This window comes from Curtobacterium sp. MCBA15_004 (assembly GCF_001865055.2).
Taxonomy (GTDB): domain Bacteria; phylum Actinomycetota; class Actinomycetes; order Actinomycetales; family Microbacteriaceae; genus Curtobacterium.
In genome coordinates, this window is record NZ_CP126266.1 from 3,428,024 (window position 1) to 3,443,454 (window position 15,431).

The 15,431-nt window shown below is 70.7% G+C and carries 15 protein-coding genes; all 15 read right to left on the minus strand.

The features are described from left to right. Positions 1–176: 176 nt before the first annotated feature. Positions 177–992, minus strand: a complete 816-nt coding sequence (locus tag QOL16_RS16245) for a DarT ssDNA thymidine ADP-ribosyltransferase family protein (RefSeq protein ID WP_071285396.1) — start codon at positions 990–992, stop codon at positions 177–179. A gap of 135 nt (positions 993–1,127) precedes the next feature. Further along, positions 1,128–1,331 carry a hypothetical protein gene (locus QOL16_RS16250; RefSeq protein WP_071285398.1) on the minus strand — a complete coding sequence of 68 codons (204 nt, stop codon included), beginning with the start codon at positions 1,329–1,331 and terminating at the stop codon, positions 1,128–1,130. Between the two features lie 110 nt (positions 1,332–1,441). Continuing rightward, positions 1,442–2,419, minus strand: coding sequence for a DNA topoisomerase IB (locus QOL16_RS16255; RefSeq protein ID WP_071285400.1), 978 nt, complete (start codon positions 2,417–2,419; stop codon positions 1,442–1,444). Positions 2,420–2,609: 190 nt separating this feature from the next. Then, a complete protein-coding gene (tuf, locus tag QOL16_RS16260; RefSeq protein ID WP_065960042.1) occupies positions 2,610–3,797 on the minus strand; it encodes an elongation factor Tu in 1,188 nt (395 codons plus the stop codon). A 137-nt stretch (positions 3,798–3,934) separates the two neighbouring features. After that, positions 3,935–6,049 (minus strand): elongation factor G, encoded by a 2,115-nt coding sequence (fusA, locus tag QOL16_RS16265; RefSeq protein WP_065960046.1) that lies wholly within the window; start codon positions 6,047–6,049, stop codon positions 3,935–3,937. An 87-nt stretch (positions 6,050–6,136) separates the two neighbouring features. Further along, on the minus strand, positions 6,137–6,607 hold the full coding sequence (gene rpsG / locus QOL16_RS16270; RefSeq protein WP_058742332.1) for a 30S ribosomal protein S7: 471 nt from the start codon (positions 6,605–6,607) through the stop codon (positions 6,137–6,139). A 5-nt stretch (positions 6,608–6,612) separates the two neighbouring features. Further along, positions 6,613–6,981, minus strand: a complete 369-nt coding sequence (gene rpsL, locus QOL16_RS16275) for a 30S ribosomal protein S12 (RefSeq protein ID WP_058728453.1) — start codon at positions 6,979–6,981, stop codon at positions 6,613–6,615. A gap of 410 nt (positions 6,982–7,391) precedes the next feature. Next, positions 7,392–8,525, minus strand: a complete 1,134-nt coding sequence (locus QOL16_RS16280; RefSeq protein WP_071285402.1) for a hypothetical protein — start codon at positions 8,523–8,525, stop codon at positions 7,392–7,394. A gap of 125 nt (positions 8,526–8,650) precedes the next feature. Next, entirely contained in the window at positions 8,651–9,097 is a 447-nt protein-coding gene (locus QOL16_RS16285) for a DUF6121 family protein (RefSeq protein WP_071285404.1), read from the minus strand. A gap of 74 nt (positions 9,098–9,171) precedes the next feature. Further along, positions 9,172–9,978, minus strand: a complete 807-nt coding sequence (locus QOL16_RS16290; protein WP_175473147.1) for a hypothetical protein — start codon at positions 9,976–9,978, stop codon at positions 9,172–9,174. A 262-nt stretch (positions 9,979–10,240) separates the two neighbouring features. Further along, positions 10,241–10,969, minus strand: coding sequence for a hypothetical protein (locus QOL16_RS16295; RefSeq protein ID WP_071285410.1), 729 nt, complete (start codon positions 10,967–10,969; stop codon positions 10,241–10,243). Beyond that, positions 10,966–11,721, minus strand: a complete 756-nt coding sequence (locus QOL16_RS16300) for a hypothetical protein (RefSeq protein WP_083395169.1) — start codon at positions 11,719–11,721, stop codon at positions 10,966–10,968. Before QOL16_RS16300 ends, QOL16_RS16295 begins: the two co-directional genes overlap by 4 nt. Beyond that, the gene (gene pilM, locus QOL16_RS16305) at positions 11,718–12,770 is read right to left on the minus strand and encodes a type IV pilus assembly protein PilM (RefSeq protein ID WP_071285412.1); all 1,053 of its coding nucleotides are present in this window, start codon (positions 12,768–12,770) and stop codon (positions 11,718–11,720) included. The genes QOL16_RS16300 and pilM overlap by 4 nt, the downstream gene beginning before the upstream one ends. A gap of 14 nt (positions 12,771–12,784) precedes the next feature. Further along, positions 12,785–13,618, minus strand: a complete 834-nt coding sequence (locus QOL16_RS16310) for an A24 family peptidase (RefSeq protein WP_065960063.1) — start codon at positions 13,616–13,618, stop codon at positions 12,785–12,787. Continuing rightward, complete coding sequence (locus QOL16_RS16315) at positions 13,615–15,429, minus strand: hypothetical protein (protein ID WP_071285415.1); 1,815 nt, start codon at positions 15,427–15,429, stop codon at positions 13,615–13,617. The genes QOL16_RS16310 and QOL16_RS16315 overlap by 4 nt, the downstream gene beginning before the upstream one ends. Positions 15,430–15,431 lie beyond the last annotated feature (2 nt).

The window sequence follows — 15,431 nt, forward strand, 5'->3', positions numbered from 1 at the left end:
CTGCCCGGAGGCGCGGCGCGGCTCCGCCGAGGTCCGCGCCTGCGCCTCGGTCCGCCGACGGGCCGGAGGCGCGGTGCGGCTCCGCGGAGGAGCCGCCTCCGGCACCCTCAGACGTCGAACGCACGAGGCCCGCCTGACATCGGTCGGGCGGGCCTCGTGACGGGCTCCTGGCGGTCCTACTCGGCGACCACCGGGGGCACGAACCACGGCGGGAAGACCGCGACGCGCGGCCCGGTGACGCGGTGCTCGGCCAGGAGCGTCTTCACCTGCTGGCGCACGCGGTCGTTCGGGACGCCGATCACTGCGACGGAGGACAGCGGCACGCGGGGCCCCGCGAGCAGCTCGAGGCCGTGCATCTCCGGGTCGGTGAAGTCGGTCCGGCGGATGAGGTTCGTCGCGGCCGCGGGGCCCACGGCGAACCGCACGTCCTCGGCCTCGGCGTCCTGGTCGGCCACGATGACCGAGGCGCCGAACGCCGACATCGGGACGACGAGCACGACGTACTCGGTCGCGCGGGTGCGGCGAGCCGCGTCGGACCACCGCTCCCCCTCGGCACCGCGGCGCAGCTCGTCCCACCGCGTGGCGTCGGGCGACAGACTGAAGGTCACGTGTGCTGACACCGGGGCGCCGTCGGGCGCGGTCGCCTCGGCTCGTGCGGCGCGGGTCGCAGCGGAGCTGACATCGACGGCCGGTGAGGCCTGGTCGGCCGCGAGCACTGCGCCTTCCGCGACGATCGCCGCGAGGTTGTCGACGTGGGTGGCGTGGTGGGCACGCAGGGCGGCGAAGTCCCGGGGTTCGGGGAGTTCCGGTGCGGATGCGGACCGCAGGGATCCAGCGGCACCGCGGGTCGGCGCCGGGGTCGACCGGAGGTCGGTGGTGATGCGGGTCCGGCGCGGTGCCGGAGCCGTGGGGACCGCCGGCGTCTCGCGCTGGCGGGGGGAGCAGATGTCGCAGAGCTCGGTGGGGAAACCGTGGATGCACTCGTCGGTCACGACTGGTGAGGGTCCTTCCGTGCCCGTGTGGGGGTGGTCGGGCACGGTGACCAACCGTACGTCATCCGCGCCGCACTGGCGACGCGGGCGGAACGGATGCACCCGTCCGCCCGCGTCGGTGTCACGCGATCGTCGTCAGCCGATCTGCCCGTCGGCGTTGCCCCCGGGGAAGATGATCGACCCGCCGCCCACGCTGCCAGCGCATCCGGCGAGCTGACCCCCGGCCGCGCCGGGGCAGCCCACCTCGACCGCGTTCGCGGCGGCCCCGGACAACACCGGGACGGCGATGACGGCCGCTGCCGCCGCGGCGAGGGTGAGGGATCGAACGGTCTTGCGCATGGTGTGTCTCCTTCATCGCCGGCCTTTCCGGCTCACAGCAGACTGACACGCGGTGTATCAGCGGTCAAACACCGGATCGTCGATGTGTGATGACGATGCGTCCGCGCGCATCACTGGCGGTAGAGCAGAGCGCGGAGCTCGGACTCTGCGGCGTGCAAGCGCTGTGGGTCGATCGTCTCCCCGTGCTCGTAGGCGTCGAGGAGCCGCGGGTCGATGTAGCTCTGCCGGCACACCGTCGGGGTGTTGCCGAGCTCCTCGCTCGCGGCCTTGACGGCGTGGGACACGGCTTTCTTCCGCTTCGCCTGGGACGACTCCGGACCGGTCTTCGCCAGGTCGACGGCGGCGGCGACCGTGCCGTGCAGCGTCCGGAAGTCCTTCGCCGTGAACTCGTCGCCCGCCCGCTCCTTCACGTACTCGTTGATGTCCTCGGCGGCGAGCGGCTCCCACTCTGCCCCGCGGCGCTCGCGGAACGAGAGCAGGCGGGCGTTCGCGCCGCGACGCTTCATCCCCGCGATCACCTTCGCGAGGTCGGCGTCGTGGATCGTCGAGGACCACTCCTGGCCGCTCTTGCCCGGGAAGTCCAGCTCGATGTCGTCGCCGGAGACGTGGGCGTGCGCGCAGAGCAGCGTCGACAGCCCGCGACTGCCGTGCTCGGTCGCGTACCGCTCGGAACCCACACGGAGGGAGCCCTGGTCGAGCATGCGGAACGCGGCGGCGAGGGCGCGACGTCGGTCGGGTTCCGGGCGGCGCAGGTCCTGCGTGACCATGCGTCGCGCCGACGGCAGCGACTCCGCGAGGGCGAGTGCGCGGTCGTACTTGATCTTGTCCATCCGCTCGCGCCAGCCCGGGTGGTACATGTACTGCCGGCGCCCGGCACCGTCGATACCCGTCGCGAGGATGTGGCCGTTCTCGTACGGCGAGATCCAGACCTCGTCCCACGCCGGCGGGATCACCAGCTCCTCGAGCCGCTGCCGCACGGCCGGGTCGGTCACCGTCGCGCCGTCGGGGTCGCGGAACGAGAAGCCGCGGCCACTCCGCACGCGGTGGTAGCCACGGCCGTTGGTCGTCGAGCGTCGGAGACGGGTCACCCGACCGATCCAACCCGACGGGCCCTGTGACGGGTCACGGCAGCGATCCGCCCACCCCCTGACTCCGTTCTCCGACCGGCCAGGTCGAACACGGACGGCGGTGCCGACGACAGGACGGCAGGAACGACGAAGCGGGGCCGGACCCGAAGGCCCGACCCCGCTGACGCAGTGTCTTCCGGAGAACCGGGAGTTACTTGACGATCTCCTCGACCGTACCGGCGCCGACCGTACGACCACCCTCACGGATGGCGAAACGGAGGCCGGCCTCCATCGCGATCGGCTGGATCAGCTCGACCGACATGGCGACGGTGTCACCGGGCATGACCATCTCGGTGCCCTCGGGCAGCGTGATGACGCCGGTGACGTCCGTGGTGCGGAAGTAGAACTGCGGACGGTAGTTCGCATAGAACGGGTTGTGACGCCCGCCCTCTTCCTTGGTCAGGATGTACGCGTTCGCCTTGAACTCGGTGTGCGGCGTGACCGAACCCGGCTTCACGACGACCTGGCCGCGCTCCACGTCCTCGCGCTTGAGGCCACGGATGAGCAGACCGGTGTTGTCACCAGCCTCGGCCTTGTCGAGCAGCTTGCGGAACATCTCGATGCCCGTGACCGTGGTCTTCTGCGTCGGGCGGATGCCGACGATCTCGACCTCGGAGTTCAGGTCGAGCGTGCCACGCTCGACACGGCCGGTGACGACCGTGCCACGACCGGTGATCGTGAAGACGTCCTCGATCGGCATGAGGAACGGCTGGTCGGTGGCGCGCACCGGGTCCGGGACGTTCTCGTCGACGGCGGACATGAGGTCCTGGACCGACTTGACCCACTTCTCGTCGCCCTCGAGCGCCTTGAGCGCCGAGACCTGCACGACGGGGGCGTCCTCGTCGAACTCCTGCGAGCCGAGGAGCTCACGGACCTCGAGCTCGACGAGCTCCAGGATCTCCTCGTCGTCGACCATGTCGGACTTGTTCAGCGCGACGACGATGTAGGGGACGCCGACCTGGCGGGCGAGCAGGACGTGCTCACGCGTCTGGGGCATCGGGCCGTCGGTGGCGGCGACCACGAGGATCGCGCCGTCCATCTGGGCCGCACCGGTGATCATGTTCTTCACGTAGTCGGCGTGACCAGGAGCGTCGACGTGCGCGTAGTGGCGCTTCTCGGTCTGGTACTCGACGTGCGAGATGTTGATCGTGATGCCGCGGTCGCGCTCCTCGGGAGCGCTGTCGATCTGTGCGAAGTCGCGGGCCTCGTTGAGGTCCGGGTACTGGTCGTGCAGAACCTTGGTGATCGCCGCCGTGAGCGTGGTCTTGCCGTGGTCGACGTGACCGATGGTTCCGATGTTGACGTGCGGCTTGGTCCGCTCGAACTTGGCCTTGGCCACTGTGGGTCCTCCTCAGGACTCGGAGAGCATGCCCCCGGTCGCGAGACCGTTGGCGTGCAGGGTGTGTGTCATTACTGTACTTGGTGGCGAGGGGCCCGTCGCCGGGCACCCTCGCCTGTGGAGTGAACGCCGGAGCGTTACTCCCCGGTGTTCTTCGCGATGATCTCCTCGGCGACCTTGGCCGGGACCTGGCTGTAGGTCTCGAAGGTCATCGAGTAGACCGCACGACCAGAGGTCTTCGACCGGAGGTCACCGACGTAGCCGAACATCTCGGACAGCGGAACGCTCGCGCGGACCACCTTGACGCCCGAGGCGTCCTCCATCGAGGCGATCTGGCCACGACGGGAGTTGAGGTCACCGATGACGTCGCCCATGTACTCCTCCGGAGTACGCACCTCGACGGCCATGATCGGCTCGAGGATGGCGGGACCGGCCTTGCGGGCGGCCTCCTTGTAGGCGATGGAACCGGCGATCTTGAACGCCATCTCGGACGAGTCGACGTCGTGCGCCGCGCCGTCCTTGAGGATGGCCTTCACGCCGACGGTCGGGTACCCGGCCAGGATGCCGACCTGCATGGCGTCCTGGATACCGGCGTCGACCGAGGGGATGTACTCACGCGGGACGCGACCACCGGTGACGGCGTTCTCGAACTCGTAGACCTTCTCGGCCGTGACTTCCATCGGCTCGAGGGCGATCTGCACCTTCGCGAACTGGCCGGAACCACCGGTCTGCTTCTTGTGCGTGTAGTCGTAGCGCTCGACGACCTTGGTCAGGGTCTCGCGGTACGCGACCTGCGGCTTGCCGACGCTGGCCTCGACCTTGAACTCGCGCTTCATGCGGTCGACGAGGATGTCGAGGTGGAGCTCGCCCATGCCCTTGATCGTCGTCTGACCCGTCTCGGCGTTGAGCTCGACGCGGAACGTCGGGTCCTCTTCGGCGAGCTTCTGGATGGCCGTGGAGAGCTTCTCCTGGTCAGCCTTCGTGTTCGGCTCGATGGCGACCTCGATGACCGGCTCCGGGAACGTCATCGACTCGAGGACGACCTGGTTGGTCGGGTCGCACAGGGTGTCACCGGTGGTGGTGTCCTTGAGGCCGATGACCGCGTAGATGTGGCCAGCGGTCACGTTGTCGACCGGGTTCTCCTTGTTGGAGTGCATCTGGAAGATCTTGCCGATGCGCTCCTTCTTGCCCTTGGTCGAGTTGATGACCTGGGCACCGGACTCGATCGAGCCGGAGTACACGCGGACGTACGTGAGACGACCGAAGAAGGGGTGCACCGCGACCTTGAACGCCAGGGCCGAGAACGGCTCCGTCGCCTCGGGCTTGCGGATGATCTCCTTCTCCTCGTCCTTGACGTCGTGGCCGATCATCGGCGGCACGTCGAGCGGGGACGGGAGGTAGTCGATGACCGCGTCGAGCATCGGCTGCACGCCACGGTTCTTGAACGCCGAGCCGCAGAGGACGGGGTAGACCTCGGACGCGATGGTCAGCTTGCGGATCGCGGCCTTGATCTCGTCCTTGGTGAGCTCCTCGCCACCGAAGTACTTCTCGAGCAGTGCGTCGTCGGTCTCGGCGACGCGCTCGATGAGCTTCGCGCGGTACTCCTCGGCACGGGCCTGGAGGTCCGCGGGGATCTCCTGGACCTCGTACTGGGCGCCCATGGTGACGTCACCCTTGGCATCGCCCGGCCAGACCTTGGCGTGCATCTCGATGAGGTCGATGACACCGACGAAGTCGTTCTCGGCACCGATCGGGAGCTGGAGCACGAGCGGCTCCGCACCGAGGCGGTTGATGATGGTGTCGACGGTGAAGTAGAAGTCCGCGCCGAGCTTGTCCATCTTGTTGACGAAGCAGATGCGGGGGACGTCGTACTTGTCGGCCTGACGCCACACGGTCTCGGACTGGGGCTCGACGCCCTCCTTGCCGTCGAAGACGGCGACGGCACCGTCGAGGACGCGGAGCGAGCGCTCCACCTCGACCGTGAAGTCCACGTGACCGGGGGTGTCGATGATGTTGATCTGGTTGTTGTCCCAGAAGCAGGTCGTCGCGGCCGACGTGATCGTGATGCCGCGCTCCTGCTCCTGCGCCATCCAGTCCATCGTCGCGGCGCCGTCGTGGACCTCACCGATCTTGTGCGTGATGCCCGTGTAGAACAGGATGCGCTCGGTCGTCGTGGTCTTGCCGGCATCGATGTGCGCCATGATGCCGATGTTGCGGACCTTGTTCAGGTCGGTGAGCACGTCCTGTGCCACAGGTTCCTCCGGAAGAGTTGTAGGAGAGGTTGGCGGTCGGGTGGGCGTCGGCGGTTCATGACCACCGACACCCACCCGCAGCCGGGACTACCAGCGGTAGTGGGCGAAGGCCTTGTTAGACTCGGCCATCTTGTGCGTGTCCTCGCGGCGCTTGACCGCGGCACCGAGACCGTTCGACGCGTCGAGGATCTCGTTCATGAGACGCTCGGTCATCGTCTTCTCGCGACGTGCCTTGGCGTACGAGGTCAGCCAGCGGAGCGCGAGGGTGTTCGCGCGGTGCGGCTTGACCTCGACCGGGACCTGGTAGGTCGAGCCACCGACACGGCGGCTGCGGACCTCGAGGGTCGGACGGACGTTGTCGAGCGCCTTCTTGAGCGTCGCGACGGCATCCTGCTGGTTCTTGGCGGTGACACCCTCGAGCGCGTCGTAGACGATGCGCTCGGCGAGGCCCTTCTTGCCGTCCAGGAGGATCTTGTTCACGAGCTGCGAGACGATCGGCGCGCCGTACACCGGGTCGGCGACGACGGGACGCTTCGGGGCGGGACCCTTGCGAGGCATCTAGCTCAACCCTTCTTCGCGCCGTAGCGGCTGCGAGCCTGCTTACGGTTCTTGACTGCCTGGGTGTCCAGGGCGCCACGGATGATCTTGTAGCGCACGCCGGGGAGGTCCTTCACACGACCGCCACGGACGAGCACCATCGAGTGCTCCTGCAGGTTGTGGCCCTCACCGGGGATGTAGGCCGTCACCTCGGTGCCGTTCGAGAGCTTGACACGAGCGACCTTGCGCAGGGCCGAGTTCGGCTTCTTGGGGGTGGTGGTGTAGACGCGGGTGCAGACACCACGCTGCTGGGGGTTCGCCTTCAGTGCCGGCGCCTTGGTCTTGACGACCTTCGGCGTGCGACCCTTGCGAACGAGCTGCTGGATGGTAGGCAACTGTTCTCCTGGTTCTTCGCTCGTGCTCTGGCCGGCGCGTTCCGCCGGCTTCCTCATCACACGCCGATCGCCGCCTGACGGCGGAGGTGGCGGGGGATGGATGATCCCGTCCGGCTCGTGGCGTCAGCCACCGCAGGACCGGGATTTCGGGCGCGCCCGAGGGCGCACACCCAGATGAGACTACCCGCGTGACAGGGTGAGATCAAGCCGGGCGTGTCGCGGTGGGGAGGATGTGCGACGGGGTCGGGGCACGCCTCCCGGCCGCATCCGGACCGCCTGCCGGACGCGAGCTGGACCCACGACCGGACGCGAGGCGGACCGACGACGCGACGCGAGGCGGAGCGACGACCCGACCCGCGCCGGACCGACGCCCGCACGCAGCCGGCCCAGTGGACGGACCGCGTCCGGGCTCAGGAACCGGAGTCGCGCGCGCCGTTGCCGACGGCCGACTCGAAGGTCGCACCCTCGTCGGTGAAGCCCGTGATGTAGCCGGTGGCGTTGACGTTCATCGGGCCGGCCGAGGCCGTTCCCGGGCCGTCCGGGCCCGTGAAGTCGGCGGTGTACTTCGCCCGCCCGTACGTGGTGGTGGTCACGAAGAAGCCGCGCGACAACCAGTCGCCCACCGACACCGCGGGGCGGGTCTCGAGCGTCCACTTCTTGTTCGTGTACGTGTACGACGGGTTCGACCCGTAGGCGTAGAAGCTGCACCCGGGCGGCTCGGCCTCGGTCGACGCGATGCAGCCGTCCACCCAGCGGTCGACGGCCTGCTGGGCCGCCTGCTTGCCCGCGTCGGTCAGCGTGACGCGCATGGACACCGGGATCGAGGCCGTGCTCCGGAAGCCCGAGACCACGGCCTCGGTCTTGTCCGCCGTGTACCACTTGCCCCCGTCGACGGCGACGGAGTACTTGCCCGGCAGCGCCTTGAGGCTGACCGCCCCGTCGGTGGAGGTGGTCACGCTCTTGCCGGCGATCTGCAGCCCCGTGTTCGCGGGACCGCGGACCGAGACGTCGACGCGGCCGAGCTGCGGGGCCTCCATCTTCCACACCGGGAAGACGCCGAGGTCGGTTCGCGTGCGGTCGAGCGTGAAGACGGTCGAGACGTCGCGACCGCCCTGTCGCAGGTACGCCCGCACCTGTGCGGTGTCGCCGGACGTGTCGGTCGCCGCGATCCGGTACCCCGTGATCTTCGAGGAGGCCTTCGCGTACGCGGCATCGGTCAGCAGCACGTCGTCCTTGCCGTGCTTAATGCCCGCCGTGTCGAGCGCGTCGTCGACGCGACCGGCGGTCAGGTCGTCGAGGAACGCGCGCACCGGACGGTCGGGCGAGTGCGAGGCCGACTGGACCGAGTAGGTCACGATGCCCGCGACGGCGAGCAGCACGACGGCGGTGCCACCGGCGATGATGCCGATCAGTGCCCCGCGCCGCAGCTTCCTGCGAGGCGGTCGCGGCGGCGCCACGACCCCCTGCGCCGCGGCTTCCTGCGTGCCCCGGATCGTCTCGACGTGCGGTACGGCTGCCCAGCCGTCCGTCTGCTGCTCGGTCATGCGTCCCCCGTCGTGCGTGTTGCCTGCTCCGGGATCCTACCGCCGGGGACCGACGCCGGTCCGGTCTGGTTCCGCGCAGGCGTCAGCGGCGGTCGTGCGTCGCCTGCCGGACCGCCGCGCGGGAGTCAACGGTGGTCGCGCGTCGCCTGCCGGGCCGCCGCGCGGTCCTGGTGGCGCGCCGCGGCGATCCCGCCGACGACGCACACCAACGCGACGACGACCGAACCGACGACGAACGGGCTCAGTGCGGAGCCCGCCGGGAACACGAGCAGCTCGGTGGCGTCGCCGCGGACGGACGCGTAGCCGACCGATCCGACCGCGAGCATGACGAGGTACGTGCCGGCGGCGGCGACGAGGCCGCTGACGCCCGGGTTGCCCTCGCGGACGCCGGACGCCGTCGCGAGGAACACCACGACCGCGCCGGCGACGACCATCCCGGGGCCGAGGTACGGCGTCGCGTCGGGTTGGGCGATCGCCTCGACGTCGGCGAGCAGGGCCTCGAAGCCGGTCACCGCGACGACGAGCGCCACGAAGAGCACGGACGTCATCGTCGCGACCAACCAGCGGGACATGCGGCGATCGTACCGCCGGGTGGTGTGCGGGGTCGCGGTGGGCCGCGCACGACGGACCGGACGTGGTGCTGGCCCTACTGCTGGACCTGCTCCTGGTCGGTGCGGCCTGCGTGGGCCACCTGCTCGGTGCGGTCGGCACGCTCGGCGCGGTCGGCACGCTCGGCACGGTCGGTGCGATCGGCACGCTCGGTGCGCTCGGCCTGTCCGCGGGCGACGGCGACGAGGGCCAGGGCGATGGTCGCCGTGATCACGGGGACCGACTCGGTGAGCGGCGCAGCCTGCGTGGTCGCCTCGTCCGTCCCGGTGGCGGACCGCGCGTGGTCCGTGACGGACGGGAGGCGCGAATCGGCCCCGGCGGGCACCGGCACCGCCGGCAGGTCGCCGGCCGGGAGGGGCGTCGCGACCCCCACGGGCTCGGTCGCGGCCGGCGCATGGTCGTCGGCCGGGAGGGACGCCGACGCTCCGGCGGGTGCCGTCGCCTCCGGCTCGGGGGCGTGGTCGCGGACCGCCGGGCCCACCACCGGGAGGACCGCGGTGGTCGCCGGGGGTTCGACGTGCGCGGTGCCGGTCCCGGTGGCGGCACGGTCGGTGCTGCCGTCGACGTCACCGAGCGTGGTGCTCGTCGACCGGCCCGCGCGGATCCGAGCGGCCGCCATCCGCACGAGGACGACCGCGGCGATGACGGCCCAGATGCCGTTGACGATCGTCGACGGCACGGCGTGGTGTGCTGCGACGTTGACCGCGACCGACACCCCGCCGACGAGGTTCAGCGCCTGGTAGACGGGGCCGTTGGGGATCTTCCCGAGGGAGAAGAGCAGGTAACCTGCCAGGACGGTTACGGCTCCGAACCAGCCGAGGAACTCCACGATTCCGTACAACACGCGCGACTCCGGGCACGACGAGGGACGGCCGTCCGTGGGCGACCGTCCGAGAGGGGATGGGCAGCCGCGAGCGCGGCGCCGGGAGCATCGTACGCACAGCGACGGGTGTCGCGGAAGTGGGTCCGGCGTGGCGCGGTGGCCCCGGTTCGCGGGGTGGGCGGCGGAGGGGTTCGCGAGCAGTGCGGGGCGGTCGCCGGCCGGCCGTCGGGGCGGTCGCCAGCGCGCCGCCAGGGCAGTCGTCAGCCGGCCGCCGGGGCCGTCGTCAGCCCGCCGTCCTGGCCGCCGTCGGGTCGCCCGCGAGCACGTAGACCGACCCGCTGAAGGTCCAGGTCGGCGTCTCCGCCGCTCCGTCGTCGGCGCCGGACTCCGCCGCCGCGGACGAGATCGCCGTCACGAGGAAGAGCCGAGGGTTCGACTGCACGCCGCGGACGAAGGCGAGCGCCTGCGCGAAGTCGCCCTCGACGGTGACGGTCACGGGGATCACCGAGAAGTTGGCGCTCGTGATGCTGCCGTCGGTCGTGGTCCGCGGTGCGACCGGCGTCGCGGCGGCGGTCGCCTGGGCGGTCGGTGCCGCCGTGGCCGCACCCGGGGTCCCCGTGCCCGTCGACCCTCCGTCGGAACCGGTCGCCGGCGTCGCGGCGGGCGCCACGTACGCCTGCGCATCACCGATGGTGAGCGACGACACCCGGACACCGCTCGTGTCCGCCGTGGCGTCGAGCTGGCTGATGAGTGCGGACGCCTGGGCGTCGGCGGGCACCGACGCACGCAGCTCGGCGAGTTCGGCCTGCATGCGCGGCATCTCGGCGGCCCGCTCCCGCAGACGGTCGAGCTCGGTCCGTGTCGAGGCGTTGGTGCCCGCGACGCTCCCGCGTTCGGCATCGGCAGCCGCGGCCCGGTCGAGCTGCGGCTGCACCCCGAGGAAGAACCCGCCCGCCAGGATCGCGAGGGACGCGACCGCGGCCAGGAGGAGCATCAGGCGGTTGCGGCTCACGACTTGTCCTTCGTCTCGTACTTGCCGTCGAACGCACGCTCGTCGAGGTGGATCGTCATGTCGACCGTGTAGACGTTCGTCGACGCGTCGAGCGTCACCGAGTCGGCGTTGGCGTCGACGAACGCCGGGATGCCCTTCACCGAGTCGAGCCAGGCGGGCACCGACGGCAGGGTCGTGCTCGACGCGGCGATCGTGAGCGTCGCGATCCGCTGGCCCTGGAGGGGAGTGGTCGCCTGCGCGTACGACTCGAGCGGGGTCGCGGAGTCGATCTGCACGCCGGTGATGGAGACGCCGGCCGGCAGGGAGTCCTGCACACGCTGCAGGGTGGCCTGCCAGTCGACCTCGGTGGACCCGCCGACCCCCTGTGCGGCTCGGAGCAGGTCGGTCTGACCCTCGACGTCGCGCACGTCGCGGTACTGCCGTTGCTGGAGCAGGAGGGAGTCGGTCTCCTGACGCGCCTGCTCGAGCTCCGACTCGGACTGCATCGCCGCGGCCGACGCGACGACCGTCGCTCCGGCGGCCACCACCGCCACGACGACGACGCCGAACCACGCCCTACGGACCAGGGCCCGCTGTCGTCGGTCGACGTGGACCTCGGTGGGCAGCAGGTCGACACGGGGGACGCCACCGACGACGATCGTGCCGGCTGCCTCACGGCCCTGCCGCTTCGTCCGCTGCGCGGTGTCCGCCACGAGCCGGACCTCGTGGGATCGGGACCCGCGTCTCCGGGGCGGCTCCAGGAGCTTGGTCATGCGGCGACGCTCCCCCGCGCCAGTCCCCACGCGACGGCGACGGCGTGCCCGCGCTCGGCGAGGTCCTCGCTGCGGACGGAGCGGTTCGTCGCGGCGTCCGAGAACGCGTCGCCGATCGCCACGGGCAGTCCGGTCTGCGTCCCGAGCGCCCCGGCGAACCCGGGGAGGTGCGCGCCGCCGCCGGCGAGCACGATGCCCGCCATCGTCGTCCCCGGCCGGGTGCTCACGAAGTAGTTCACGGTGTTCCTCAAGCTGGTCAGCAGTTCGGTGCTGAGGTCGCGGATGGTGGCCTCGGCGCGTCGGTCGTCGGCGGTCAGGGCGCGGCCGCCCATGCCGATCCAGCGCTTCACCGGCTCGGCCTGGTCGAGGGGGATGTCGAGGGCAGCACCGAGCGCGCCGGTCAGGTCGTCGCCTCCCGACGGGATCACCCGGACGAACTGCGGGACCCCGTCCGTCGCGATCACGACCGTCGTGGTGTTCGCCCCGACCTCGGCGAGCGCGTGCGTACCGGGGTACCGGGACGCCGGCAGGTAGACGCGGGTGAGCGCGAACGGGATGAGGTCGACGCCGACCGGGTTGAGACCGGCGAGCTGGACCGCGCGGACGTTCGCGAGCACGGAGTCCTTGACGGCCGCGATGAGGAGACCGTGCACGACGGGTCCGTCCACCGTCGTCGACTCGGACACCGGGTAGAAGTCGAGGATCGCGTCACCGACCGGGACCGGGAGCATGTCCTGCACCTGGAACGGCAGCGACTCGCGGATCTGCGCGAGCGGGGCCTTCGGGACGGTGAGGTCGCGCGAGAGCACGCGCTGGTTGCCCATGCCGAGGACGACGTCCTTCGACCGGAACCGTCCGACCCGCCACAGCTCCCTGAGGCTGGCGGCGACGGTGTTCGGCTCGAGGACCTCACCGCGCTTGGTCGAGCCCGGGACGAGCGGGACCTCGGCCACGCGCAGGATGACGGGGTCGGGCTTGTCCGGGTTCGCGACCTCGACCGCGCGGATGGTGTCTCCGCCGATGTCGATCCCGACGAGGGTCTTCGCCATGTGCTGGGTCCTTCCTACGCCAGGCCGGTGATGTGCAGGTACGCGTCGAGCACGGGCTGACCGAGGAACACGCCCAGCCAGGCTCCGCCGAGCATCCAGGGGCCGAACGGGATGCCGGTGCCGCGACGGGCACGACCGGTCGCCAGCAGGCCGATGGCGAAGGTACCGCCGAGGAGGAAGGCGCCGGAAGCTCCCACTGCGAGGGGTCCCCATCCGAGGTACGCGAGCACGAGCCCCAGGACACCGGCGAGCTTGACGTCGCCCAGGCCCATCCCACCGGGGACCGCGACCGCGAGGGCGAGGTAGCCGCCGCCCATCGCGACGAGCCCGATGCCGCCGCGGACGAGCGCGGCCCAGTCGCCGGTGAGCGCGCTGCGGGCGACCAGGAGCACCGCGCAGACCACGTAGGCGGGCAGGACGATCGCGTTCGGCAGCCGGTGCACGTCGAGGTCGATGAGCGCGAGGGCGACCGAGACGGCCATCAGGTAGAGGAGCACGACGAGGCCGACGGTCGCGGCGGCAGCGGCCCGCGGGTCCGTCGCGGCCACGAGTGGCGGTGCGGCACGGAGGACGACGAGCACGAACAGTGCCGCCGTCGCCGCCTCGACCAGGGGGTAGCGCTTCGGGATCGCGGTGCTGCAGTCACGGCACCGCCCGCGGAGCAGGAGCCACGACACCACGGGCACGTTGTCCCGTCGACGGATGCCGTGGCCGCAGCGTGGGCAGGCGCTCGGCGGCGCGACGACCGAGATGCCCGCTGGGACACGGTGCACGACGACGTTGAGGAACGAGCCGACGGCCAGGCCGACGACGCCGACGAGCAGGGCGACGAACACGGCCGGGGTCACCGCGGGACCCCTGCCGCGTCGTACGCCGCCGCGACCTCGATCTGCGACGTCACCTTGTAGGTCGTCACGACCGGCTGCGGGAAGAACGGTGGTGTGTAGCTGCCGAGGCTCGTGTCGTAGCCGTACGCCTTGAGGTAGCCGTTCGTGCCCTTGCCCACCGCACCGCGGAACCGCTGTGCGATCGACCCCTTCACGGTGAGCTTCCCCCGACCACCGCCGATGGCGTAGTTCTGCACGGTGAACGTGCCCTGGTTCGACAGCACCGCAGCCGCCACCGTCCGGTCCCCGGCGAGCATCGGGTAGGTCCCGCCGTACGCGTCGACCATGGGGTTCCAGACCAGGACGGCCTCCTGGCCCACGAGACCGAGCACGGTCGACGCCGCCCGGCCCGCCGTGTACTGCAGGTCTCCGGTCACGTAGACGTAGTTCTCGGCGACGAGCGAGATCGACGCGTCGACCTTGCCGGACACGAAGAGGTCTCCGTGGGTGCATCCGTAGGCCGTGCTGAACGGGATCTGCTGCCCCTGCGCGGTCTCGGGGTTCGCCTCGTCCCACGTTCCGCCCAGTCCCGGGACACTGCCGCGACGGGGGAACCCGAGACCGTTGTCCTTGACGGCGACGCTCCGCATGCAGGCAGACGGGGACCTGCTCGGGTCCTTGGTGAAGTTCGGGTTCGTCGAGGACCCGGTCCCGGACGATGCCGGCTCGTCCTGCACGTACACGAGGTTGTCGGCGAGGAGCTTCGTGCTGACGACGGCCCCGGAGCCCTGCAGGTCCGTCAGCCTGCCGCACTTGTCGGGCGCCGACCCGTACTTGCCGGAGCGCTGCAGGTTCGTCGCGAGGGTCAGCGGGGAGCGGATGCGCATGGTGCCGTTCCCGAGGAAGGTAATATCGGTGGGTCCGGTGTACAGGCAGCCCGTCCCCGGCGCGGTGTCCCTGACGGCCGGGTCGTCGCTGTACATCCGGTCGCGGCCGGCGCTGATCGTCGACGGCGGCGTGTACGAGCTGACGACCTCGGGCTGGTAGCCGGCGTAGTAGTCGAACGAGGGGGCCTTCGGCGAGGAGCACCGGTAGGTGCTCCACCCGACCGAGGACTGCACCGTGCTCCCGAACCGACCGCCGCAGATGAGCATCACGTCGTTCGACCGGATCGGTCCGTCCAGGGTGTCACCGTCCTGGAACTGGATGCGGTCGCAGGCGTCCTTGCCGCCGCCCGGGCTGACCGAGTACGTCGTGTTCTGGTAGACGTTGCGGCAGTCCTCGCCGGTGATGGCCGGGTCGCCGGACTCGTAGTCGGTCCAGTACAGGTAGTTCGAGAAGCCGTCCGGCCGCACGTTCGCGACCAGGGTGCGAGTGGTCGAACCGGCACGCCCGGTGACCTGGACCCGGACGATGCCCTGTGGGCCGGCGATGCTGTTGTCGACCGCGTACCGGTACGACGTCTCGCCCGCGGCGCCCGTCGACCCGGGCACGGTCACCCAGCTCGTGAACGCGGGGTTCAGCGCAGCCCCGGTGCCGACGCCCTTCGGGAACGTGTCACCGGTGCTGAAGGGCTGGCTCGGATCGCCGTACTTCGTCGCGTACGTGTTGTCGGCGTTGACCCGGCTCTGGTAGTCGGCGAGTCCGGCGTACGCCGCGGCCATCGCGTTGGCGAAGTCGCGGTCGGAGGTCGTCTTCGTCGCACCGGACGTCGCGATGCCGACCATCGTGGCGGCGAGGATCATCACGACCATGCCGATCCCGAGGACGGCGGCGAGGGCGACGCCGCGCTCGTCGTCGTGCGAGCGGATGAGGGCGAGGATGCGGCGCACGG

Excerpts from the sequence above, each read along its gene's own strand:
- QOL16_RS16250 (WP_071285398.1), bottom strand. The coding sequence starts at position 1,331 with ATGCGCAAGACCGTTCGATCCCTCACCCTCGCCGCGGCGGCAGCGGCC.
- rpsG (WP_058742332.1), bottom strand. The coding sequence starts at position 6,607 with ATGCCTCGCAAGGGTCCCGCCCCGAAGCGTCCCGTCGTCGCCGACCCG.
- QOL16_RS16280 (WP_071285402.1), bottom strand. The coding sequence starts at position 8,525 with ATGACCGAGCAGCAGACGGACGGCTGGGCAGCCGTACCGCACGTCGAG.
- QOL16_RS16285 (WP_071285404.1), bottom strand. The coding sequence starts at position 9,097 with ATGTCCCGCTGGTTGGTCGCGACGATGACGTCCGTGCTCTTCGTGGCG.
- QOL16_RS16300 (WP_083395169.1), bottom strand. The coding sequence starts at position 11,721 with ATGACCAAGCTCCTGGAGCCGCCCCGGAGACGCGGGTCCCGATCCCAC.
- pilM (WP_071285412.1), bottom strand. The coding sequence starts at position 12,770 with ATGGCGAAGACCCTCGTCGGGATCGACATCGGCGGAGACACCATCCGC.